Source organism: Enterococcus sp. AZ128, assembly GCF_051714485.1.
Taxonomy (GTDB): Bacteria; Bacillota; Bacilli; order Lactobacillales; family Enterococcaceae; genus Enterococcus_A.
Map to the genome: position 1 here is coordinate 389,030 of NZ_JBIORZ010000003.1, position 22,069 is coordinate 411,098.

Below are 22,069 nucleotides of genomic sequence, written 5' to 3' on the forward strand. Positions count from 1 at the left end.
AAACAGCCGTCAGTATCTAATGGGATTACTGCCGACTGTTTTTCATCATTACTTAGTATGGCAGATCATCATAAAATCTTGAAAATTGGTTTGTTTTGAAAGCTTTTTTACTCGAGAAGCATCATTTAACATCAACACAAGTTCCTCAAACAGCTGTTCAAAAGAATCATCACGCTCTTCTTTAAGTGCCAATAATAAGACCAATTTAACTTTCTTTTCTTTCCATTGCAACGGCTTTTCCAGTGAACAGATTGCAACAGCATTTTTCTTAGCTTCCCGCTTAATCGCATGAGGTAGTGCATAATAATCGCCAAATGCTGTACTTGATAAAGCTTCTCGCTGCAATACCTTTTCGACATAATCTTTCTCGCAATATCCTTTTTTCCAGAGTTCCTGACAGAGAAAACGGATCACTTCATCTCTGCCCGGAAATTCTTTTTGCGGAAAAAATAGTTCTTCTTTTAAAAATGTCGCTAAAACTGAAGGTCGCTGATTTTCTTCGATCAAAAATTTTCGGATCTTTTCTAAGTCAGAAGCGGACAAAAATGATTCATAGTGATAGATTGGAACAGCAGTATCCAAATTCAATGTTTCTGTCGTTAGTATCAAAGACTTATCTTCCGTCATTTCATTGGTCACAGCAAAAATCGATTCCGCAACAGACAATTCAATATCAAACTCCTGAATCTTATTTAGTTGGCTCCTTACGACTCGCTGATTTCCCACACCATAAGGAGATACCAGTAAAATACCTTTTTTCTTATGCGCTCGGATATTTTCCAATGCTGAAAGAAAATGCAGAGAGAGATACGCAACTTCATCTTCAGGAAACTGGATATTCAACTTTTCTTGAAGAAAATCTGAAGCATACACACTCACATTATAGATGAAAGGGAATTTACTTTTGATTTCATCTAATAATGGATTAACCAAATATTGTTTGTGAGCGGAACGCTTATATAAAGCCGAAACATGCGTTAGTAAATAATCATTGATTTTTTCATCTTGAGTGAAATCAATAAAAAAGATCGAATCAATATTTGTCAATAATCCCTCAATAACTCCTTTTAGTTCTTTATCCGCCAAGTCTTCATCAGAAACGATCGAACCAGAATATAGCCGATAGATATAGGTGTATTCTTCTTCTGGAATCTCAACACCAAAACTTTCTTCTAGTTTCTCAACCATCGTTAAGGTCAATTTTCGACTGTTTGAGTCCTTCAACACAGCTTGAGTTGGATTCAAATAGCTTTTTTTACTTACCCTTTCTAGTAGTACTGCAAGATGCAAAATAAATGAGATCGTTGAGAAGTCATTAATGATAAAGCCTTCGTCTTGATGGATATTAAATACTACTTTGGATAATTTTGCTAAATCAATCTGGTCAAAGTAATCAGAATAATTGTCTAAACTTAACTTGTTTGTCTCGATTTCTTGGTTTAAAAATAACGTAAACACACGACGCTTAGCCGCTTCATCTCCTTCGATGAAAAGCTGATTATGTTTCCTTTTGATCAAAAGTTGTTGATCGTTTTTAGTAATCAATTCATTAAGCTCCTTGACCATCCTATCAAGTGTAGACTCACTGATAAAAAAATCGTCGGCTAACTCATAAAAATCACAGGATTTTTGGTCCAATAATCGCGTTAGTAATTCAAACGAAAGATTAGTAGACTGTCTATCACTCTTAGGCAAGTTAAACGGATGTTTTTCAGCGTTTAAATAGAATCCTGTCCCCGCTTTTGAAAGGATCATCGGCTGTTCAAAAAGATGATTTAGCTGTTGAATATCATTCCTGATCGTCTTTGAAGAGACGCCCAACTCTTTTGACAACTGACCAGCTGTTGAAGGTTGTTGTTCTAGGGACAATTTCTCTAGAATTTTTTCTTGTCTTTGAGAAATATTCATTATGATCCCCCTCTATAAATAAATGACTATTCATCCCAATAAAAGCATAGAAGTCCTTAAACTTCTACGCCTTATTATAACATTATACCGATTCTGTATCGCTCTCCTGTTCCAGCTTAACAAGATTTTTCTCATAGACTTTCAAGAAGGGATAATACAAAATTCCATCTAATACAATCAAAATTGCTACAAGCACGACTGCTCGCCAATCCATCGTAGAAAGAAACGCCCCAATCGGAGCCGGCATCTGCCAGGAAAAGACAGCAAACGTTTTGCCTACGATTCCCCACGACATACACAAATAAGTCACGATGCCATTCAATACAGAAGTGAAGATAAATGGAAAGAAGAAAATCGGATTCAACATCAAGGGTGTCCCGAATATCAGAGGCTCAGAAATACCAAAGAGAGAGGGGATCAAGCCGATTTTCCCAACAGTATTTAACTGTTTAGATTTCGATCGCATCATTAAAAATGCTAGTGCCAAAACTGAGCCAGAGCCGCCAATGATGACAAAATATGTCCAAAATGGTGTAGTAAAAATATTGCTAAGATCACTGCCTGCCATTTTCTCTGCGGCATTGATTGATAAGTTTCCATCACGAATCGGGCCTAAGATTCCTGCCAACGCCGCATCATGAATTCCAAAGAACCAAAATAAATGGATCAAAAAGACACTAATAATCGTAAATGGTAAACTGTCAGCCGCCTTGAAACTTGGTGCCATAATATTATATAAAAATTGGACTGCTGTCGTATCAAAAGCGTGGAAAATGATGAAAATTACCGAAAAGAAGGTCATCAAGATTAAGCCTGGTACCAAGGAAGCAAAGGTTTCTGAAAGAGAGGCAGGAACACTATCTGGCATCTTGATTCGGCCAATATTTCTTTTTCGCATCCAATGATACCCTTCCACCGTCACGATCGCGACAAAAAGTGAAAGAAGAATACCTCGTCCGTCCAAAAAGCTAATTTCAACTTCTTTACCATCCCAGCCCATTTTCAATGGCGTCAAAACCAGCATCAAGAATCCAACTAGAGAAAACATTATTGGTCGTAAAACATCTTCTTTATAGTGGCGACATAAGAAATAGGTCACACCCACACAGATAAACAAAGCCATCGCACTCAGGGTCACACCGCTGATCCAATTTAGAACTAAGCTGTTTTTCTCCGCAAAACTTGCCCAAGCCAACAAGAAACCATTTTTTGTATCCTCCGTCACTGGCGGCGCATTCAAAATAATGGGAATCGAACCAAACAAAGTAATCGGTAGCATCGACATAAAGGCATCCCGCGTAGCTTTCAGGTGACGCTGTTGACTCAATTTATTCGCTAAAGGGGAGATATATTTATCCATCGTATCGCTAAATGTACTAAATCCCATGACTACTTATCCTCCAATCAATTTTTTGATATCCTCATAAACACCTTTACCATCCATAATTCCGTATTTCATTGGAGAAATCGCCTCTACCGGAACGTCTACCGCTGCCTCGATCTGCGGTTTTAAGAATCGAATTTGCGGACCGATCAACACTAAATCGATCCCCTCTAGATAATCAGTATATTCTGATTCACTATACGCACTGACCTCTAATTTATGATCTGATGCTGCTTCGATTTTCTTCGCTAACATTCCAGTTGACATTCCTGCGTTGCATACCAACATGATTTTTTTCATTTTTTATCACTCCTTATTCCTATTAATGTATTTATTTTCCCTCCAGAAAAATAAATCTGAACTTCATACCGTGTACCATCCAACTATGCACTTATAGCTTTTTCTAGATTTTGATATCATTTTGCCACTCTGACTATATAGACTGCGAAAAGTTGGACTGGCATCCTTATTCCTATTCATATGACTTTCTTTGAATTTTTCCACCATTACTCTCAATGATGTCTTTGAACCAATAATAAGAGGCTTTTGGTTTTCTGATTTGTTCTTTTTCAAAATCGACAGCTACCAAACCATAGCGTTTTTCTACACCATTTTTCCATGAATACAAATCAAATGAAGCCCAAGCGTAATATCCTCGAATATCTACTCCACAATCCATCGCATTCATAATTGCATTTATATGATCATTCATAAATGAAATTCGATAATTATCATTCACTTGATCCACTGTCACGTCTTCACGTACGCCAACCCCATTTTCAGTCACATAGATTGGTAAATGATAACGATCCCACGCTTCAATCAATCCATCTTGCAAGCCTTTTGGATAAATTTCTGTATCCCAAGCAGTAAATTCGCTGCTTGGATCTTTGACTTGTTCAAACCAACCTTTTATGATTACTTTACTTTCACCTTTTTTACCTGAATGATTAAATACTAATTGTGTTTCGCCTTCGGTATACGGTTTCACTAATGCCCGAGCATAGTAGTTTAGTCCAATAAAATCGACGGTGTATTCTTTTATGATACTTAGTTCTGCCGTTTTCATGAAGCTGATATCATAATCTTGTGCCAACTTCGCAACTAAATCGATCGGAAACTCACCTAAAGCGGCAGTATCTAAAATCCAATTATTGCAATAATTATCCGCATAGCGCATCGCGATACGTGTTTCAATCGTATCATCCACTCCATTGATTGGCGTATAGCTGTGAACGATTCCAATTTTTCCCTGATAGTTTCCAGCTCTAAATGCTCGTACTCCTAATGCGCTGGCAAGCATCACATTATATGCTCCGATCATAGTTTTTTGTACATCTTGCAAGCCTGGCGGATAATTTCCGATGAAATAGCCATTTGCGATAAACCATTTTGGTTCATTGAATGTTGTCCAGTTACTAACTTTATTACCAAAGTGTTCGTAACAAACTTTTGCCAGATGTTCAAAAGCGTATGCTACTTTATTATTCAGCCAACCGCCTTCTTCTTCCCAGTATTGAGGCAGATCCCAATGATAAATCGTCACAAAAGGTTCGATCCCATATCGATAGCAAGCATCCAACAGCCGTTGATAGAAGGCGATTCCTTTTTCATTGATATCCCCATCTTTATTTTTGATGATCCGCGGCCAAGAAAGAGAGAAGCGGTAAGAATTCTGCCCACCTTCTTTCATCATTCGAATATCCTCTTCAAAATGGTGATAGTGATCGCTAGCGACATCCCCATTTTCAAGTTCATTTTCATGTAAATAACGATCCCACATTGATTCTACTTTTCCATCCTCATTCCAAGCACCTTCACATTGATAAGACGCTGTCGCGCCGCCCCATAAAAAATTTTTATCCATTAATAGTCTCCTTCCATTTATATAACTCTCCAAATTCACCAATCATATCAACCGCAATATCTGTTGATGTCAGATGTCCTTCAGCGTGAACAAGCAGTAAATCGATTTCATCCATACGCTCTTCGGTAGAAAGCCTACGAAGCATTTCCGCATGTGCTTTGTGTGCCATTCTAATCTCTCTCTTGGCAGATTGAAATTTTTCTTCAAACGTTTGAATATCTCCATTTTTTACTGCCTGTAATGCTTCATACGAGTCACTTTTCGCATTGCCAGCATGTAAAATGATCGCCATTGAATCCATTTCCGTTCCAATTTTTGCGTTTCCCAAGTAAACTCCCTCCTCTTTTCTTTTTCTATGGTTCAACTATAAAACGTTCTCCGAATTAATTAAATTTTTTATTTTCCACTTTGATGTGGAAATTCCATTCAAAAAGAGACTATATTATGAAATTTGCCATAAAAAAAGAGCCGCACACTTGTGCGACTACGCTTTACATGGTTTTTATTAATTTTAACTTGATAAAATGCCCTTCGGCAGATTCGATGACTTGTTCTATTTTATAATGAGGGACAAATTTTGGTTCATCTACTTCCAATAATGTTACTTCTTTTCCAAAACCAGGTACCCCCACAACTAGGTTCTTTGTTTCTAAATGGAGTTGCATCACATTTTGCAGCTGTCCGGATATGTCCAACAATGCTTTCCTATCCTTACTTTGGCGCCAATTATTTTGATGCAACAGTCGTAAACCACTCCACAAGATTGTATTTTGAACAGTCTTTTGTCGAATGACTTCTTTCCACACGAGCGGCTTCCTAGGCGGCCTTCTCTTCAACTGTCACAGTCACTCTAACACCTAATGCTCGACCGGCATCAATTAGCTGCTCTGCTACTTCCGTTGGACAATCTAAATAAAAGACGAATGCTGAATAGTCTTTTGCGAATTTATCTAAAAAATGTTTTCCCTCGTCTAGTAATGATTTGCCTGTCAGACTTTCATAAAAAATAACTTGTTTATTACGCAAGAAGGTTTGTGGCAATTGCTTTTCTACCCCAACAACCGCTACTTTCTCCCCCTGATATTGACGTTTGATATGATTCCATATTTGTTGCTCTGGTTCCGCTTTCTTTTCAAGAATAAACAATTCATTAACTTCCTTTCAGTTTTAATTCATTGCTTGCAGGAAATAGCCCTGCTGCTAGTCGATCATGCAAGACCATCACCTCCCATTCTTGCTAAAAAATAACAAACCATATTGTATCTATCATACCAGCTTCTATTTTTAAAGCAAGTAAAAAAAAGACCTTCAAGTTTTATAAACTCGAAAGTCATTACTATCAAAGCTGTTCGTCTTCAACAACTTCATATTCGTAAGGCGAACCTTCATAAAAAAATTGGGTTGAGACAGTCGCTTCATTGTCCATAGCGATCAATTCTTTATGAAACGGAAATCTGACCGAATGGCCTTTGATTGTATCTTCACCAGGTAGGATGTAAGACAAGTTATCATCCGGTGTTGGTTTGTTTAATTGCGCCATCACGTTATCAATCACCTGCTGCTGATCAATCGTCGCGGCTTTTGCGACTTTCTTATAATCCGCTAAAAATACAGTCTGTCCTTCAAAATATGTTCTATCCATTTTCTTCACCCTTTCAGTTTTACACTGTTAGCTATCGTCGTTTTTTGAGCTAAGTCGTTTATTCAATCAAATCAAGACGACCGGCTTCTGTTTGAAGTAGCGGCCAGCTGCCGGTAAGTTCCATCCTAATCAAACTTAATTCAGGATATTTTTGAACCGCTCTTCGCACCGATTCAATCAATTGGCTTTGTTGTGCCAGATGTTCCTCTAATGGCAAAAGCTTGTCTTGATCCAAAATTTCACGATATGCACGATTCTCTTGAACCACCTCGTGAAACGACGCTTTAAATACACGTTCTGTTTTCCGTGCGAATTTCGCTTCATTTTCAGTTGTATAGGCCACCTGTGATTTCTCTGCCAAAAAAGTCAGATAGATCAACGGTACAGTTGAGACCGGCTTCACTGGTGACACATAATAAAAAGCCTCTTCCAAAATATCTAATGAAATGGTCAGCTTCATCACTTGTCCTTCTTCCTAACATAGATCCTGTTTCCTCTTAGCATGTTTTGATTATAGCATTGACCAGAGAATTCTGGCCGTGATTTACCTTAGATCAAAAAAAGCTGCCATAAGCGGCAGCTTTAGATCATCACCGTTATTGCGGCAGCTGCTAAAATCAGCACCAATCCGACAATCGTAATAGTCATTTCTTTTTTTGTTTTCTTTTGTCCTAAGAACCAAATGCCGGTCAAGGTGGCTAGAACAACTGACGTTTGAGATAAGATAAACCCCGTTGCTAACCCGTTCATATCCGGCTGTGCTGAGATTAAATAGGTCAATGCAGCGAAAGCGAAAAAGAACCCAGAAAAAATATGTTTATACGATACTGCTTCGACTAAAGCAGATTTCTCTTTGTCCTTCACGCTTAAAACTACGGAATAGACAAGCGCCACTATAAGCATACCGATCGCTTGCGGCAAGAAGGCATGCATGCCGTCAATACTGGTAGCTTGCGGTGCTGCTGAGTAAGCCCAATAACCTATTTCTCCAACTGCCAACAATAATACCGCTTTTTTCAAAATACTAGCTTTTTCTTGCGTTTTTTCTTCTGTCCAAACAGTCATCCAAGCGCCCAAGATAATCAAAACTAAGGCAAATCCGCCTAATAACTTAGCGCTAAAACCTGGCCAATCACCTAAAGCAAAGACACCCCACAACGAAGCACCTAATAATTGAAAAGCGGTCGTAATCGGCATCGCCCGAGATGAACCAACCAATGTGAAGGATTGGAAGGTAATAATTTGTGCGATTGCCCAACCAACACCTGAGAGGATCGAAAAGACCAGATCCATTCCTGTTGGAAAGCTCATTCCATTGATTCCTGCAAAAATTAAAGCAAAGATCAACGTACCTAAAGTCGATCCCACGATTTGATTAACCGGACGTCCGCCGATTTTTGATGCGATGGTGGGATAAAGCCCCCAACCAAGTAACGGTCCTAATCCAATCAAGATCGCTGTTGTATTCATTCTAATTCCTCCTTATTCGTTATAAAGCACTCAACTAACGTACGAAGTGAACCTCGCAAACTGATATTCTTGTAACAACGTCTAAAATACAACGCCGCTCTCTAATAGAATATTGGCGTATGGGGTCATTTCACCCGTCCGGATAAAGGCTTTGCTGTCGTGCAACGCAGCTTTCATCTCACTATGAGGAATAAATGTCACAGGGGTTTCAGGTAAACATTCTTCTATTTTCTTCAACATTTCAGGATTTTCCGTTTTGATTTCCTCTGCAAAATAGATCCGTTGAACAGCCAATTCTTCTAACACATTGTTCAATACATCCATAAAACTAGGAATGCCGTTGTCTACAGCTAAATCAATTTTTTCTGTTGTCATTGGAACCGGCATACCGGCATCACCAATACTTAATTGATCAAAATGGCCCATTTGTGCGATTACACGTGAAATATCTGAGTTGATGACTTTACTTTTTTTCATGATAAAAATCCTTTCGTTACTTCAATTCATTTTTGTATGGAATAGATGGTTGTGCACCAAATCGTTGAACAGTAAGAGAAGAGGCTTTATTTCCATAGTCGATAGCTTCTTCCAAGTTGCTGAAATCTTTGGCTAATACGCTGCTCATAGCACCGATAAATGTATCCCCCGCAGCTGTGGTATCAACCGCGTTGACCTTAAAAGCGGGAACAATTCCGCTGCGGCCTTGTACATCATAAAATGCGCCTTTGCTTCCGATCGTAATGATCACCGCTTCGATCCCTAATTGATGTAAATGAGCTGCCGCGGCTTTTAAGCTGGCTTCATCGGTCACTTTGATCCCCGTCAGAATTTCTGTTTCTGTTTCATTCGGAATGATCATGTCCGTGACTTTCAAAAGTTCTTCTGGAACATTTTCCAAAGCTGGCGCCGGATTCAAAATCGTCTTAACACCGGCTTCACGAGCGATTGAAAAAGCTTCGGTCGTACTTGCTAAAGTGCTTTCAAATTGCGCAACAACGAAATCGCTAGCCTTGATTAAATCCGCATGCTCTTGCACTTGTTGCGGTGTAAATGCGTTATTGGCTCCTGAATGGATCATGATACTATTTTCGCCTTGGTCATCAACAATGATGTAGGCTTGACCTGTTGCTTGCTTATCTAAGGTTTGTACCCCTGATAATTCGATCCCTTCTTCTGATAACAGTTCTTGCATCATTTCACCGGCAGCGTCATTCCCGATCGCCCCAATAAAATTCGTATTTGCCTCAGAACGTTTCGCCGCAACAGCTTGATTGGCCCCTTTACCTCCGCCAGCAGAAAAAATCTCTTTCGTATGCATCGTTTCACCAGGTTTTGGCATTTGTTTCACACGAATCGTACGATCAAGATTGATACTCCCAATAACTGTAATCGTATTCATTTTGTTCACTCCATTTCTCATTCTTTAGAATCGGTTATTTACTTTTTGATTAAAACGTTTTATTAAAACGTTTTAATTTGACATCAAAAATATAGCACAGCTTGAAAGCTATTTCAAGTGTGCCGTTGAAAAACGTTGAATTAGTTGAACAGGCAAAGTCTTTTCTTCCCAATCTTTCTCTGGCTGCTCGACTCTTTCCAAAAGTAAATTCGCCGTCGTTTGCCCTAGCTCATAGATTGGTTGAGCGATCGTAGTCAATTGCGGCGTCACATATTCACACATATCAATATTATCGTAACCAATCACACTGTAATCGTGTGGTATTTTTTTATCCAGATCAGCCAACCCTAGATACAACCCAAAGGCCAGCTCATCATTGATCGCAAAAATTGCCGTTGCTTCTGTTTTAACAACCTCTTTCGCGGCTTCGCGTCCACCAGCTTTGGTTAATTCTGCATCAATCAATGTTGCGTTAGGATAAATTTCTTGAAAGCCAGTCAAGCGTGTTTTGATATTTTCTGTCGCATCTTCTGGTAAAACAACCGCCACTTTTTGATGCCCTAATTGACTCAAATGTTCCCCTGCAATTTTCCCGCCAGAGAAATCATCGGTTAAAACCGCATCACTGAACCCTTCTGTTTTTTTTTGATCCAAAACGATATACGGCAGATTTTTTTTCCGCAGTGTTTCATTGATGGCTTGATTCGAAATCGCGGAGCTAGCGATGATATAACCATCGACGCCTCTGCGACTCAGTTCTTCTAAATAATCCGTCTCTTTTTTTGTATCCAAATCAGCATTGCATAGCATCGTTACAAAATTTTCGCGGTATAAAACACCCTCGATTCCGCGAACCAATGTACTAAAAAACGGATTGGTGATGTCGGGAATCAACACTCCGATCGTTTTGCTCTTTTTCATGATCATCCGACGTGCAAAATAATCCGGTTCGTAATTTAGTTCTGTTTTCGCCGCCAGCACCTTCTCTACTGTCTTCGGGCTGAATTTTTGATCATTGCCGTTTAAAATCTGGGAGACCGTTGCGATCGAAACCCCAGACTGTTTAGCGACGTCTTTGATAGTGATTTTCTTATTTTTCATCTGATCGCTCCTCCCTCATAGTAAGATAATGATTTTTTTACAAAAATCAGTTTTATGTTTGCGACGCTTATCATTCTGTTAAAGTGTTCGTGCTCCAAACTCTGCTACATTTTCTCATGGATAGCTGATCCTGTAAATACACCTTTCAGCAACTTGCTATGAACTAGGATTTTTTTTATACTGCTAATGATATGTTTATAGGAGGAAAAAATGAATAAATCAACTAAAATCATTCTAGGTATCATCTTAGTTTTAATCGTTGTCCTAGTCGCGGCTGGAAATTATTTCTATTCCTATGCCGTTGTTCCAGCCAAAAAAGATTTTTTGGCTGATAGCTCAAAGAAAAAATCCGCTGAATTGATTACTGCTGAAAATTGGTTCGAGGATGAAAATAATCGCAGCGATTGGCAGCTGACATCCGCTGATGGACTGAAATTATCAGCCTATTATTTGCCAGCGGAAAAGGACCAACATAAAACAGCTATCATCGCTCATGGTTATATGGGGCAGGCATCTGATATGCCGCAATACGCAAAAATCTATCATGATCTCGGTTACAATGTTTTGATGCCAGATGCTCGCGGCCACGGAAAAAGTGAAGGCAACTATATTGGTTTTGGTTGGGATGAACGAAAAGACTATCTTCAATGGATCGACCGTGTCGTCAAAAAAGATGCGCAATCAGAAATCGTTCTTCATGGCGTCAGTATGGGGGCTGCGACAGTTATGATGACTAGCGGGGAAAAGTTACCAGAGAATGTCAAAGCTTTCGTGGAAGACTGCGGCTACAGTTCAGTAAACGGGGAACTAAGTTATCAGCTGAAACAAATGTTTAATTTGCCATCATTCCCGTTGATCCCAGTCACAAGTCTGGTGACAAAAGTTCGTGCAGGATACTTTTTTGGCGAAGCGGATACCCTCAAACAATTGAAGAAGAATCAGCTTCCGATGTTGTTTATCCATGGTGATAAAGATGACTTTGTACCTTACTCGATGCTAGCGGAAGTTTACAATGCTACTAAAGGACCAAAAGAAAAATATGTCGTTCATGGTGCCAAACATGCCGAAGCGTTGAGTAATAATCCGAGCATGTATCAAAAAAAAGTGACAGAATTCATACAGAAATACGTCCCTTAACTCAGATGGAAACGCAAAAAAACGAGAACTCAAAGTGTCTCGTTTTTTGCTTGTTCTAATAAATATTCCGCCAAACTATCTGTTACTGTGATATGCGTAAAAATTTTCGTCTTCGTACCTACATACAACACATCTTTTTTACTTTCCTCATAACAAGCAACCCCTACATTCGAAATCTCACGTACATCCTCAACACCTAATCCAATAACGTTTTCGTTTATTTCGCAAGCAACTTCACGTCCCGCCTGGTCAATAAACTTCGAATTAACATCTCCGATCACGCCAAGTTTTTCCAGTTCATCAATGTCCTGCTGATCGACATAACCGATCTCTGTCATCGTATTATTTTTAGAAAAGGGACTGGCGATGCCAACCAAAGCAAAATCAACATTCTTTCCTGCTTCTAATACATCGTGAATGCCGTCGTTTTCGATCAAACTTTTTTTGATAAAATCATTATCCACCAATGCTGGCGCATACAGATATTTACATTTTGCTCGCAATTTTTTAGCTAAATCATACGCTAATTGATTGGAATGGACATCCACCATCTCAGACCCTAACCCGCCGATTAGAGGAATGATGGTCGCATCCGAATGGTTCTCATAAGGGAATTCATCAACGATTCCACGAAGCATCTTCCCCCATGAAAGCCCGATCGTTTTAGCCTTCGCGATTTCTTTCTGAAAAGCCGTAATCGCTGTTTGAACTAATAAACGTTCGATTTCATCCTTTCTCAAACTACTGGTATCCAGTACCGCAGCCTTTTTCAACCCGAATGTTTCTTCTAAGGAAAGCTCTAACTCAATCGAATAAGCGCTTTCACTTTTAATAAAAATATCAACAATACCTTCATTTTTTGCGTCATTCAAATATTTTGAAACCAGTGAACGAGAGATTCCTAAATGTTTAGCGATCTCCGACTGTTTCAAATTCTTTTTGTAATACATCGTAGCTACTTTTACGATGTCACGGTTATGTTTTATAGCCATTTTGATCCCATCCTCTGAATAACTTTTGATTTTCATTCACTATACGGTTGATTCTACATGTGCGCAAGTAGAACTAGCGGGACAAAATTCATTTTTCGCAGCTAACGTAGATCCACAAAAAAATTTTCCTGTCGCAAAAATTCACTTCTTTTCATTCATAACATTCTGATTCCTAGCTCTCTTTTAGGAAAATCATTGGACGCCTACAATCCTTGTCCAGTATCATTTAATTAAAAAACTCATCTGCTAAAGTTAGACCACAAACGAGGATGCACCTATATTCGGCACATCCTCGACTTTTGTTCTAAATAATCTCGATCACGCCACCGACTTCAAAGCTTGGAAAAACACCCGGACTGACAATAATTGCACCCGGTAAAATCTCTCCGATCGCGTTACGAAAATAAATCGAAATATGTCCTAACTCCTCAAAATTCGCATTCGCTTGTGATCCTACTTCTTCGATCGTAAACTCTTGATCGCCAAATTTGACTTTCCCACCTACCTTTAAGGCATCTTTAGGGCGATCTTCAAATTCATGGATCACACAAATATCTCTCAATTCTGCTGTGGCAGAAGGGCCAAACAAAATAATTAAACGTTCTTCCTCAAAAGCTGGCACCATACTGCCGATTTCAATAATTTTAGATTTTACCATTCATCCATTCGCTCCATTCAAACAGTTTTTAATACATTCCAAAACTAGCTAACCAAGCTAGAATTACAGCAGTAAAACCAGTCAGCATCCGACCGTATAAAATTGCGGGTACGCCGATCGCCACAGTTTCTGGTTTCGCTTCCCCTAATGATAAACCGACTGGGATAAAGTCACAACCTACGTGAGCATTAATCGCAAACAGTGCTGGCAACGCATATTGTACAGGGATCGAACCATTGGCAATTTGAGTACCGATCAACACACCAATAACCTGTGAAATTACCGCACCGGGACCTAAGATTGGAGACAAGATCGGAATACTACAAATCAAAGCCAATACAATCATTCCTGGCAATGAACCCGCCAAAGGTGAAAGAACTTTAGCTAACCAGTCACCAACACCAGTGTAGTTGATGATCCCAACGATCATACTGATAAAGGCCATAAACGGAATGATATTTTTTAATAGCATGTCTAACGCATCACGACCAGATTGATAGAACGTACTCATCACTCCACCGATTCCACGAGAGAAACGGACTAAGAAACTATCTTTTTTCGCTTGTGTTTCTTTATGTTCTTCTTTGATTTTCGAATATCTTTCTTTAAATTCCTCTTCGGATTCTCGTCCTTCAGTCACAATCTTTTCTGTAGCTGCCGCAGATTCTGCATCTTCTGCATGTGCATGATTGATCGCCGCCATTTGACGATCTTCAAGATTCGCATCTTCTCTTAATTCTACATCTTCTGGACGAACACCTGAAACAAAGATATCTTCAGTAATATGCTTTGATAAAGGTCCTGAAGGAGAAGAAGGAAGTACGTCTACTGTTGGAATCCGTTTCATCGGATACACACCGATTCGTGCTGTTCCGCCGCAGTCAATAACGGCACATAATGTTTCTTCTTCTGGAATTGAATTTTTAAATCCATCACAAGCGATCCCGCCAGTTAAGTCGGCGATCTGTTGTGCTACTGGATGGATTCCGCCGCCAGTAACTGAAACGACTTTATTTTTCTGCTCATTCGGTGTCAAGGTTAAACCAACACCCCAGCCTTTATTACCCGGTTTTACAAATACTGTTTTGTACATCGTGCTTCCTCCTTTACGCAGCCGCTTTCTTCGCTTCTCTAGCCATCATGAATTTCGTCAATCGTTCTGTTACGATACCGCGGATCAAAATAACGACGATCCCAACTAGGAAGTAACGAACTGCTAAACTTGATTGACTGAATCCAGCTTTTGTCACACCATTCGCGATCCCTAAGTAAACAAATAGTTCGCCCGCGTTGGCATATGGGAATAGACCTGTAACTGGATGGACAAATGATACTGCCGCATCATAAAATGCTGGTTTTTCTTCTTCTTTAACGAATTTACCAAATGTATAAGCCATCGGATTCGTTAACATCAAGACTGCCAAGATCGGCATCAACGAATAACGTAAAACCATATATTTTGAACAATAGCGGATTGCTCGGTCAACACGCTCTTCACCAATAAATGCAATAACAGAATAAGTAAAGGTTAAAAGTACAATTAGCAATGGTACGATACCGGTCATATAGCCCATAAATTGCTCTCCGCCGGCTTCAAACATACCAATAAAGTTTTTTCCTGCCCATTCGATATATTTCATTATAAAATCCTCCTTTTAGGTAACCGCTTCCAATTTCCGTGTATAAATCTGCGATAAAGCTTTCTCAATTTGTGATGCCTTTTTTTCCTGTGCAGCTGTGCTATAACGGTCTAGCTGCGTACCTCTATATGATTGTTCCTCTTTGAAGCGGGCAAAAATAGTCAAGCCTCTGCAGATATAGCACTGGATAACTTTCCCGTCAGCATCCACAACAACTGCAACAATCGTTCGCAGTACCTTCCCTTTTACAACTTCAGTATAAAACTCATACTCCGTGCCAGCTTGTTCGCTAGTGATTTTTTTGATAAAACTTTGGTAATATTTCACCTGAACGATACTTAGCAAACTCTGGCTAAGCATCAAAACGATTAAAATAATCATTAAGCCGCTCATAAGCTACATCCTCTCCAAAAGCAGATGAGGAAAATCCTCACCTGCTATAACTATGTCTTAATCGCCAAATGTTGAATCTTGAAGTTTCCGCAACCGATAGACTGTTGTTGATTCATCGATCTCAATGTCATCATAAGTTAAGAAAGTCCCGTCTTTGATATCACGTTTCGCAACAGAAGAACCGCCAACTAAACCGATTGGAACATTGTCATTCTTCACTAGATCTGCATGTGTTTCTAACACGCCACGGACACAATAACCGCCAATACCGTCGATTTTTTCTCCCGCTTTGATATCTTTCTTCGCTACCGCAACTGTTTCAGAAATTGGAGCGCCTAATGGAACGATTGCATGATCATGATTTAAGACTGCTTTAGCAATCGTGATCGGTGTTTCTAAACTTGCTAAGTGATACGGACGATACAAGATATGATGGTCGCGATCACCCTTCTTCATCAAGTAGCTCAATTCATGACGAGCGCCGTCGTTTTGCCCCTTAACAATAACAAAGACTCCTGGTGCTAAACCGTCAACGTATTCTACAACGCCGTATTTGTCTAAGACACCGCCATTTTCTTTCAAGTCTAGATCCTTAACTACAGAATCCACATCGCCGCTGATCCCATGCATCCCAACTTTATCAGGAATAAACCCGATCGCATTTGATAGTAGGTTCATTTCTGCCATCGTTTTTGTTCCGTCTTGGAAGGCTGCCAACATATGACTGGACATTTGTTTCGAGTCCGCTTCTGCTTGGGCTGTATCTGGATTCGCACCAACTTTTAATTTGTTGTTCTTCCCTTTACCTGCAACCAGTACTTCCATTCCCATACTCTTCGCAAATTCAAATAATTCCGTCGTTGCAGCTGGTTCGTCACCATCAGACCCTGTATAAACTAAGTTAGCTGAGTCGTACATCTTCTTCATCAATGGGCCAATCGTAATATCTACTTCCACATTTAACAGGACGATATGCTTCTTCGCTAATAATGTTTCTAACGAAATTTGTGCGCCAACTTCTGGGACTCCAGTCGCGTCAACAATAACTTCTACCTTATCCGAATGAATGATTTCTTTAAAATCTGAACTAACTAAGATATCCACTTTCTTCTCTGCACTTGCATTATAAGCATCTGCCGCACGTTGAGCAGCGTCCTTATGGATATCGCTGATTCCCGTTACTGCCATTCCTGGAATCGTTGAAATCTGAGCAATCATCCCGAAACCCATTTGACCTGCACCAATTACCCCAACCTTGATCGGTGCTCCATTTTTTTCTCTTTCCAAAAGCTTGCCATAAAGTGTCATTATTACCCCTCCATACTTTTTTGACATATGACAACACCATTGACATATGCCTTAAGACAACTTTAGTATAACATCACAAAGAAACATGTCAACGCTTTCTTTTCACAAACTATCATTTTTTACTAATTGGAACATATGTTACAAAAGTATTTTATACCGTAAAAAAGGTGATATAACAGCGAAATAGAAATAATATCTATTAAACAATATTTGTTTCGAAGATAAAATAATCACAAATACACATTCTTTAAATAACTATTTTTTAAAATAGCGGTTTTCTATCTAGTCTATTAAAAAGTCAATAAATCATTTTCATTGAACTAAAATTCACAATGTTCCGAGCAACTATTTATCCTTTAAACAAGTCTGTTTATTCATTATAAAAATATGGACCAATTTAAATAGGAAGGTTTCTCTCTTCTCTTGTGAATAAACACACGATAAAAACCCCAACCCTTCATCGCTCTTTTTATTAGCGAGAAAAACAAAAACCGTAACCTTGTCTTTCGGCAAAGTTACGGTTTCTCTTATTGCTGTCCGTAGGTCTCGAATTTCTCCAAGACCTCTTTCATTTGTTCTTGATTTAATAATTTCGGCGTTCCGATGCAACGCGCACGATAATCAAGTTTTGCTAAAAATTCGATGTCTTTAGCGACTCCAAAAGCACTGGATAGATCAGGACCAATGGTCAAAACACCATGATTACCCAGCAAAATACCATTGTCTTCCTGAATAAAATTAAAGGCTTCTTCGGCCAATTCGCGTGTTCCAAATGTTTTATACTCACAACAACGAATTTTTTCGCCGACAGAACCAATAATATAATGCAGCGGTTCAATTTCTTGCTGCAAGCAGGCAAACGTCGTCGCATATTCGGAATGCGTGTGGACGACTGAACGTACGTCTGGACGATTCGCGTAAAAAATACTATGCAGATCATATTCACTAGAGGGTTTGCGATTTCCTTCTAACACATGGCCCTGAAGGTCTAGCAAAACAATATCTTCCGGTTCGGTTTCAAAATAAGGAATACCACTCGGACTGATCAGCATCGCTTCCTCTTCTGGAAGATAAATACTGATATTGCCCCCCGTTCCTGTCGTCAATTTTTCAGTAATGAGCTTCTTGCCGTATTCAACAATCAACTCACGTTCTTTTAGATGTCTCATTTTCTGCTCCTATCAATAAAAATTATTTTCAGGCTGTTCTGTTAGATACCGTTTTAAATCATAAGGAGAATAAATCCCACGATCTGTTACAACAGCACCGATTAGTTCTGGCGGCGTGATATCAAAGGACGGGTAGATCGCTTTGACTCCCTTTAAGGTATGTTTGATACCATTTAGTTCCATAACTTGTTCAGGGTCACGCATCTCGATCTTGATACTTTTATGACTCGTTTTATCCATATCTGGGATGCCTGTAACAAAATAAGGAATACCAAAACGTTGAGCCAAAATCGCTATTTGATAAGTCCCCACTTTATTAGCAATATAGCCGTCTTGGGCAATCGTATCTGCTGCAGAAGTAAATAGATCGATTTTTTCATGTTCCATCAGATAAGCGATCATATTATCCGAAACGACGGTCGTATCAAACCCCATTTCAGCACAACAACTAGCTGTTAGACGCGCGCCTTGCAGATAGGGACGAGTTTCTGCGCAAAAGAAACGCAGCGTTTTTTTCTGCTCAATAGCTTCCCGCAGCAACATTCCAATGATCGTTTCACCAAAACATTGTGTCAATACAGTCCCATTATCAGGGATTTTTTCAATCAAATATTTCGCCACTTGATCCATCGTGTAGTAGCGGCGATTCAAAGAATCAATCGTATTTTGTTTAATTGCTTCAGTCGGGTCCTCACCTTTTTTTAACGCCTCTTCTGCCACTGCCACACATTTTTCCGTGATCAGTGTCATACGATTAGCGGTCGTTGGACGAGCATGAGCAATTGTATGTGACGCCTTTTTTAAATACGCGATCTGTTCTGCAGATTCTAACGCTTTACTTTCTTCGGCCGCTAATGCCATCCCCATTCCTGCCGCAGTATACGGTCCCGCGCTCTGGGTCACCATATCCGTGATGGCTTGCGCGACCGCCTGATGTGTCTCACATTCAACAAATTCCACCCGAGTCGGATAAATTCGACGGTCTAAAATGCGAACTTTTCCCTCTTCATACCATGCGACATTTTCATATTGTAATAATGTTGGCATGGTGTAATCCTGTCTCTTCAAGTAATCCACCTTCTACTTCATTGTTAGTATATTCATTTTTAAAACGCATATCATTCCGCTAAACCTGGTATGTAAGGATAGCATGAGCATTCGAAATTTTATCTTAACTTTGCAATCTGGAAAAAGCGGAACTGACAAATTCATTGATGCTATCAACTAGCTGGCTGCCGCTAGTGATGTGTTGGCGATTGGTAATTAATTGTATACCTAATTTTAGCAGCAATCGTTCAGCAGCAATTTTATCCTCAACAGAAAGCAAAGACAATTCCTTTACTTTGGAATCTCCTACAACTCTGCGAATGATCTCGGTACCAGCATACCCTGCTGCATCTGCCATAATTTCTTGCAGTATGGCGTCCTTAAATGCATGATTCCGATACAAAGAAATTGTTACGTATTCATCGTAATATGTCCTTAATTTTGCTTGGACCTGGTCGTAAACAGCCGCAATTGTCTCAGTAATCCATTGCTGGAATTTTTGATTGCTTGTCGGATCAAAGAGATTTTTGACCATCGGAAAATAAAGATGTGCCAAAACGTTTCCAATGTCATATCCCGCCGGACCATAAAAAGCAAATTCAGGATCAATCACTTTCAGGCCTTCTTGGTTAATAAAAATAGAACCTGTATGAAGGTCGCCATGCAGCAAAGACTGAGCGTTGTTCATAAAATTGATGCGCAACATTGCAACTTCTGCTTGCAGCGGCTCATTCTCATATAAATTTTCGACAACAAATTGTTCATTGCCCGGTGTCAATATATTCCGTTGTTTATAGTCGTTATACGGTTCTGTGAATACCAAATCCTCGCTGATATCGCACATCTCTGGATTGATAAACTCTTTAACACGCTGTTTTTTAATCTCTCGATCCAAAACAAGGTCACTCGTCAAAAGCAACGTCCGTACTAAATATTCTGCAATCTCCTCGCTGAAGTGAGGGAATGTATTTTTTTCAATCAATTCATAACGCATGTTTAAATAGTCTGAAATATCTTCCATCGTCAACGCGTACATTTTTTGATCATAATAATAAACTTCCGGCACAAACTGTGGCGCTAACTCATTTTGCAAACGTAAAATTTCTGCTTCGATCCGATTACGATCAATATCCAATGGTCGGCCAGAAGAACGCAGCAGCACATCCGCCTGTTTAATAATCAGACTTTCTTGTGTCGCTTCATTCACCACACGAAAAACATAATTGATATTTCCATCACCTATCTCAGTAACAGTTAACGGTACATCCGCTGGAAAAACGCCCAATTTTTCCACGACATAGTGTTCGATCATTTGCGTATCCATTAAAAAATGTTTTTGGTACATCGCCGATTCTTTCGGTCTAAATTTCATATTATCGCCTCATTCATTTAATTTCCCAGTTAACTCAATGTTTTTTCCTAAAATAAAAAAAGATTCTGGTTCTCGCCACACATATCCTCAAACTAAATCTCCCTCGGATAAAACTGCGAGAAATTTGACTGACAAAAAAACACTCACCTAAAAGTGTACATTTAAACCAGTTAAATGCAACTCTTAGATGAATGTTCTTACCTAATCGCAATCTTTGTTCCAACAGTAATCGTTGGCATTGCTTTTTCTTCTACATAAAGTGTTCCTGGCAGTTCTGCCGTTTCTGAACCATCGAAGCGCAAGGTAATATGTCCTAAATCATCAAGATTCTTTTTCACTACCTCGCCTACTGCTGTGATTCTATATGTTTGCTCATCGAAAGAAAAATTCATCCCTGCGGTGATTTCATCAGTGGATGGGGTCAATTGGATGTTGTAACAATAATCTGCTAAAGTCTCCGGCGCATCATTGCCGAAAAAAATCAACATCTTTTCTTGTTGAAACATCTCTGCTTCAGGTCCAATATTGGTAATCTGCGTCTCAAAAATCATCGTTCATCTCTCCAAACATTTTTAACTGTATAATCCAAAACTTGCTAACCAAGCCACGATTACCCGTGGAACACCGTTTAAGAAACGTGAATACAAGACGGACGGTACTCCAACTTCAACTGTTTCCGCTTCAGCTTCTTCCAATCCCAAACCAACTGGAATAAAGTCGCAGGCATTTTGGGTATTGATTGCAAATAGAGCGGGCAAAGCTAGCTGCGGCGGGATATTCCCTTTACCTATTTCTACCCCGATCAAGGTTCCCAAGATCTGGCTAATAACTGCCCCAGGCCCTAATAATGGTGACAAGAATGGCAGCGAACAAATAAATCCGATAATAATCAAGCCGATTACGTTCCCAGCTAATGGTTTCATTAGGTTGGCAAAAACAGTCCCGATTCCTGAACCTTGAATGATCCCGATTAATAATGATACAAAGGCCATAAAAGGAATAACCGTATTGATCATCGTCTGCACACCTTCGCGAGCGGACTGATTGAACGTCGCTACGACTTTTCCGGCACCCATTCCGATTTTAGCGATAAAACTTTTTTGTTCTGCTCGTTGTTCCGTAATTTTTTTATCCGTTGAATATTTGAACTCGCGCTCTGATTTGTCTTCCGTAACAAAAACTGGTTTAGTGGCAGTTTCGGTTTCATTTGCTAACATGATTTGATTATCACCAACAGCAGAAACATAGATATCTTCATTGATGTATTGCGCTAACGGACCACTCTTTCCTGTAGGAACAATATTCACTGTCGGAATATTCTTCTTAGGATAAATTCCGCAGCGTAATGTTCCGCCGCAATCAATAATAGCTAAAGCGATTTCATTGTCGGGAATGGATGTCTTGAAGCCATTGACCGATTCCATACCAGATAATTCCTCAATTTTATCAACGATGCTTGGTTTATCTCCACCACCAGTTACATAGACAAATTTATGTTTTTCGTCTGTTGGTGTAATGACTAAAGGCCCGCCATATCCGCCTGAACCTTTTACGATTTTAATACTATTATAAGCCATTTTCG

At 39.5% G+C, this 22,069-nt stretch carries 25 protein-coding genes; 1 reads left to right on the forward strand and 24 read right to left on the reverse strand.

The window, feature by feature from the left end; all coding sequences use genetic code 11:
- Nucleotides 1-48: 48 nt before the first annotated feature.
- The 13 genes from IGI38_RS20680 to rbsR form a co-directional block, all read right to left on the reverse strand.
- On the reverse strand, nt 49-1,908 hold the full coding sequence (locus tag IGI38_RS20680) for a BglG family transcription antiterminator (RefSeq protein WP_438733792.1): 1,860 nt from the start codon (nt 1,906-1,908) through the stop codon (nt 49-51).
- 82 nt (nt 1,909-1,990) lie between these two features.
- Complete coding sequence (locus IGI38_RS20685; RefSeq protein ID WP_438733794.1) at nt 1,991-3,295, reverse strand: PTS sugar transporter subunit IIC; 1,305 nt, start codon at nt 3,293-3,295, stop codon at nt 1,991-1,993.
- 6 nt (nt 3,296-3,301) lie between these two features.
- Complete coding sequence (locus tag IGI38_RS20690; protein WP_438733795.1) at nt 3,302-3,592, reverse strand: PTS sugar transporter subunit IIB; 291 nt, start codon at nt 3,590-3,592, stop codon at nt 3,302-3,304.
- Nucleotides 3,593-3,764: 172 nt separating this feature from the next.
- Entirely contained in the window at nt 3,765-5,159 is a 1,395-nt protein-coding gene (locus IGI38_RS20695; protein ID WP_438733797.1) for a glycoside hydrolase family 1 protein, read from the reverse strand.
- Entirely contained in the window at nt 5,152-5,460 is a 309-nt protein-coding gene (locus tag IGI38_RS20700) for a PTS lactose/cellobiose transporter subunit IIA (protein WP_438733899.1), read from the reverse strand. Before IGI38_RS20700 ends, IGI38_RS20695 begins: the two co-directional genes overlap by 8 nt.
- A gap of 190 nt (nt 5,461-5,650) precedes the next feature.
- Nucleotides 5,651-5,965, reverse strand: coding sequence for a hypothetical protein (locus IGI38_RS20705; RefSeq protein WP_438733798.1), 315 nt, complete (start codon nt 5,963-5,965; stop codon nt 5,651-5,653).
- A 10-nt stretch (nt 5,966-5,975) separates the two neighbouring features.
- A complete protein-coding gene (locus IGI38_RS20710) occupies nt 5,976-6,305 on the reverse strand; it encodes a hypothetical protein (RefSeq protein WP_438733799.1) in 330 nt (109 codons plus the stop codon).
- Between the two features lie 193 nt (nt 6,306-6,498).
- Complete coding sequence (locus IGI38_RS20715; RefSeq protein WP_438733800.1) at nt 6,499-6,801, reverse strand: DUF5960 family protein; 303 nt, start codon at nt 6,799-6,801, stop codon at nt 6,499-6,501.
- Between the two features lie 58 nt (nt 6,802-6,859).
- Complete coding sequence (locus tag IGI38_RS20720; protein ID WP_438733801.1) at nt 6,860-7,261, reverse strand: hypothetical protein; 402 nt, start codon at nt 7,259-7,261, stop codon at nt 6,860-6,862.
- 122 nt (nt 7,262-7,383) lie between these two features.
- Nucleotides 7,384-8,271, reverse strand: coding sequence for a ribose/proton symporter RbsU (gene rbsU, locus IGI38_RS20725; protein WP_438733802.1), 888 nt, complete (start codon nt 8,269-8,271; stop codon nt 7,384-7,386).
- 81 nt (nt 8,272-8,352) lie between these two features.
- Nucleotides 8,353-8,748 carry a D-ribose pyranase gene (gene rbsD / locus IGI38_RS20730; protein WP_438733803.1) on the reverse strand — a complete coding sequence of 132 codons (396 nt, stop codon included), beginning with the start codon at nt 8,746-8,748 and terminating at the stop codon, nt 8,353-8,355.
- A gap of 16 nt (nt 8,749-8,764) precedes the next feature.
- A complete protein-coding gene (rbsK, locus tag IGI38_RS20735; RefSeq protein WP_438733804.1) occupies nt 8,765-9,670 on the reverse strand; it encodes a ribokinase in 906 nt (301 codons plus the stop codon).
- A gap of 108 nt (nt 9,671-9,778) precedes the next feature.
- A complete protein-coding gene (rbsR, locus tag IGI38_RS20740) occupies nt 9,779-10,771 on the reverse strand; it encodes a ribose utilization transcriptional repressor RbsR (protein WP_438733805.1) in 993 nt (330 codons plus the stop codon).
- 210 nt (nt 10,772-10,981) lie between these two features.
- On the opposite strand from rbsR, the gene IGI38_RS20745 reads away from it, so the two are divergent.
- The gene (locus tag IGI38_RS20745) at nt 10,982-11,908 is read left to right on the forward strand and encodes an alpha/beta hydrolase (RefSeq protein WP_438733806.1); all 927 of its coding nucleotides are present in this window, start codon (nt 10,982-10,984) and stop codon (nt 11,906-11,908) included.
- Between the two features lie 29 nt (nt 11,909-11,937).
- Here the strand turns inward: IGI38_RS20745 and IGI38_RS20750 are convergent, their stop codons facing one another.
- The 11 genes from IGI38_RS20750 to srlE (IGI38_RS20800) all read right to left on the reverse strand — a co-directional run bounded on the left by IGI38_RS20750 (nt 11,938) and on the right by srlE (IGI38_RS20800) (nt 22,064).
- A complete protein-coding gene (locus IGI38_RS20750) occupies nt 11,938-12,900 on the reverse strand; it encodes a sugar-binding transcriptional regulator (RefSeq protein WP_438733807.1) in 963 nt (320 codons plus the stop codon).
- Nucleotides 12,901-13,204: 304 nt separating this feature from the next.
- Nucleotides 13,205-13,558, reverse strand: coding sequence for a PTS glucitol/sorbitol transporter subunit IIA (locus IGI38_RS20755; protein ID WP_088934041.1), 354 nt, complete (start codon nt 13,556-13,558; stop codon nt 13,205-13,207).
- A 28-nt stretch (nt 13,559-13,586) separates the two neighbouring features.
- Nucleotides 13,587-14,651 (reverse strand): PTS glucitol/sorbitol transporter subunit IIB, encoded by a 1,065-nt coding sequence (srlE, locus tag IGI38_RS20760; protein WP_438733809.1) that lies wholly within the window; start codon nt 14,649-14,651, stop codon nt 13,587-13,589.
- A gap of 13 nt (nt 14,652-14,664) precedes the next feature.
- Nucleotides 14,665-15,198, reverse strand: coding sequence for a PTS glucitol/sorbitol transporter subunit IIC (gene srlA, locus IGI38_RS20765; RefSeq protein ID WP_438733810.1), 534 nt, complete (start codon nt 15,196-15,198; stop codon nt 14,665-14,667).
- A 15-nt stretch (nt 15,199-15,213) separates the two neighbouring features.
- On the reverse strand, nt 15,214-15,591 hold the full coding sequence (locus IGI38_RS20770) for a transcriptional regulator GutM (protein ID WP_438733811.1): 378 nt from the start codon (nt 15,589-15,591) through the stop codon (nt 15,214-15,216).
- A gap of 57 nt (nt 15,592-15,648) precedes the next feature.
- A complete protein-coding gene (locus IGI38_RS20775; RefSeq protein ID WP_438733812.1) occupies nt 15,649-16,899 on the reverse strand; it encodes an NAD(P)H-dependent oxidoreductase in 1,251 nt (416 codons plus the stop codon).
- 527 nt (nt 16,900-17,426) lie between these two features.
- Nucleotides 17,427-18,068 (reverse strand): L-fuculose-phosphate aldolase, encoded by a 642-nt coding sequence (locus IGI38_RS20780; RefSeq protein WP_438733813.1) that lies wholly within the window; start codon nt 18,066-18,068, stop codon nt 17,427-17,429.
- Between the two features lie 12 nt (nt 18,069-18,080).
- Nucleotides 18,081-19,136 carry a s-methyl-5-thioribose-1-phosphate isomerase gene (locus tag IGI38_RS20785; RefSeq protein ID WP_438733814.1) on the reverse strand — a complete coding sequence of 352 codons (1,056 nt, stop codon included), beginning with the start codon at nt 19,134-19,136 and terminating at the stop codon, nt 18,081-18,083.
- 103 nt (nt 19,137-19,239) lie between these two features.
- On the reverse strand, nt 19,240-20,487 hold the full coding sequence (mtnK, locus tag IGI38_RS20790; protein WP_438733816.1) for an S-methyl-5-thioribose kinase: 1,248 nt from the start codon (nt 20,485-20,487) through the stop codon (nt 19,240-19,242).
- A gap of 197 nt (nt 20,488-20,684) precedes the next feature.
- A complete protein-coding gene (locus IGI38_RS20795) occupies nt 20,685-21,038 on the reverse strand; it encodes a PTS glucitol/sorbitol transporter subunit IIA (RefSeq protein WP_438733817.1) in 354 nt (117 codons plus the stop codon).
- 21 nt (nt 21,039-21,059) lie between these two features.
- The gene (gene srlE / locus IGI38_RS20800) at nt 21,060-22,064 is read right to left on the reverse strand and encodes a PTS glucitol/sorbitol transporter subunit IIB (RefSeq protein WP_438733818.1); all 1,005 of its coding nucleotides are present in this window, start codon (nt 22,062-22,064) and stop codon (nt 21,060-21,062) included.
- Between the last annotated feature and the right edge of the window lie 5 nt (nt 22,065-22,069).

Bases quoted from the DNA above. Each gene is read 5' to 3' on its own strand.
- srlE (WP_438733818.1), bottom strand. From the start codon at position 22,064: ATGGCTTATAATAGTATTAAAATCGTAAAAGGTTCAGGCGGATATGGC.
- IGI38_RS20680 (WP_438733792.1), bottom strand. From the start codon at position 1,908: ATGAATATTTCTCAAAGACAAGAAAAAATTCTAGAGAAATTGTCCCTA.
- rbsU (WP_438733802.1), bottom strand. From the start codon at position 8,271: ATGAATACAACAGCGATCTTGATTGGATTAGGACCGTTACTTGGTTGG.
- IGI38_RS20775 (WP_438733812.1), bottom strand. From the start codon at position 16,899: ATGACACTTTATGGCAAGCTTTTGGAAAGAGAAAAAAATGGAGCACCG.
- rbsD (WP_438733803.1), bottom strand. From the start codon at position 8,748: ATGAAAAAAAGTAAAGTCATCAACTCAGATATTTCACGTGTAATCGCA.
- IGI38_RS20780 (WP_438733813.1), bottom strand. From the start codon at position 18,068: ATGAGACATCTAAAAGAACGTGAGTTGATTGTTGAATACGGCAAGAAG.
- srlA (WP_438733810.1), bottom strand. From the start codon at position 15,198: ATGAAATATATCGAATGGGCAGGAAAAAACTTTATTGGTATGTTTGAA.
- rbsR (WP_438733805.1), bottom strand. From the start codon at position 10,771: ATGAAAAATAAGAAAATCACTATCAAAGACGTCGCTAAACAGTCTGGG.
- IGI38_RS20700 (WP_438733899.1), bottom strand. From the start codon at position 5,460: ATGGATTCAATGGCGATCATTTTACATGCTGGCAATGCGAAAAGTGAC.
- srlE (WP_438733809.1), bottom strand. From the start codon at position 14,651: ATGTACAAAACAGTATTTGTAAAACCGGGTAATAAAGGCTGGGGTGTT.
- IGI38_RS20690 (WP_438733795.1), bottom strand. From the start codon at position 3,592: ATGAAAAAAATCATGTTGGTATGCAACGCAGGAATGTCAACTGGAATG.
- IGI38_RS20795 (WP_438733817.1), bottom strand. From the start codon at position 21,038: ATGATTTTTGAGACGCAGATTACCAATATTGGACCTGAAGCAGAGATG.
- IGI38_RS20770 (WP_438733811.1), bottom strand. From the start codon at position 15,591: ATGAGCGGCTTAATGATTATTTTAATCGTTTTGATGCTTAGCCAGAGT.
- IGI38_RS20750 (WP_438733807.1), bottom strand. From the start codon at position 12,900: ATGGCTATAAAACATAACCGTGACATCGTAAAAGTAGCTACGATGTAT.
- IGI38_RS20755 (WP_088934041.1), bottom strand. From the start codon at position 13,558: ATGGTAAAATCTAAAATTATTGAAATCGGCAGTATGGTGCCAGCTTTT.
- IGI38_RS20745 (WP_438733806.1), top strand. From the start codon at position 10,982: ATGAATAAATCAACTAAAATCATTCTAGGTATCATCTTAGTTTTAATC.
- rbsK (WP_438733804.1), bottom strand. From the start codon at position 9,670: ATGAATACGATTACAGTTATTGGGAGTATCAATCTTGATCGTACGATT.
- IGI38_RS20685 (WP_438733794.1), bottom strand. From the start codon at position 3,295: ATGGGATTTAGTACATTTAGCGATACGATGGATAAATATATCTCCCCT.
- mtnK (WP_438733816.1), bottom strand. From the start codon at position 20,487: ATGAAATTTAGACCGAAAGAATCGGCGATGTACCAAAAACATTTTTTA.
- IGI38_RS20695 (WP_438733797.1), bottom strand. From the start codon at position 5,159: ATGGATAAAAATTTTTTATGGGGCGGCGCGACAGCGTCTTATCAATGT.
- IGI38_RS20720 (WP_438733801.1), bottom strand. From the start codon at position 7,261: ATGAAGCTGACCATTTCATTAGATATTTTGGAAGAGGCTTTTTATTAT.
- IGI38_RS20715 (WP_438733800.1), bottom strand. From the start codon at position 6,801: ATGGATAGAACATATTTTGAAGGACAGACTGTATTTTTAGCGGATTAT.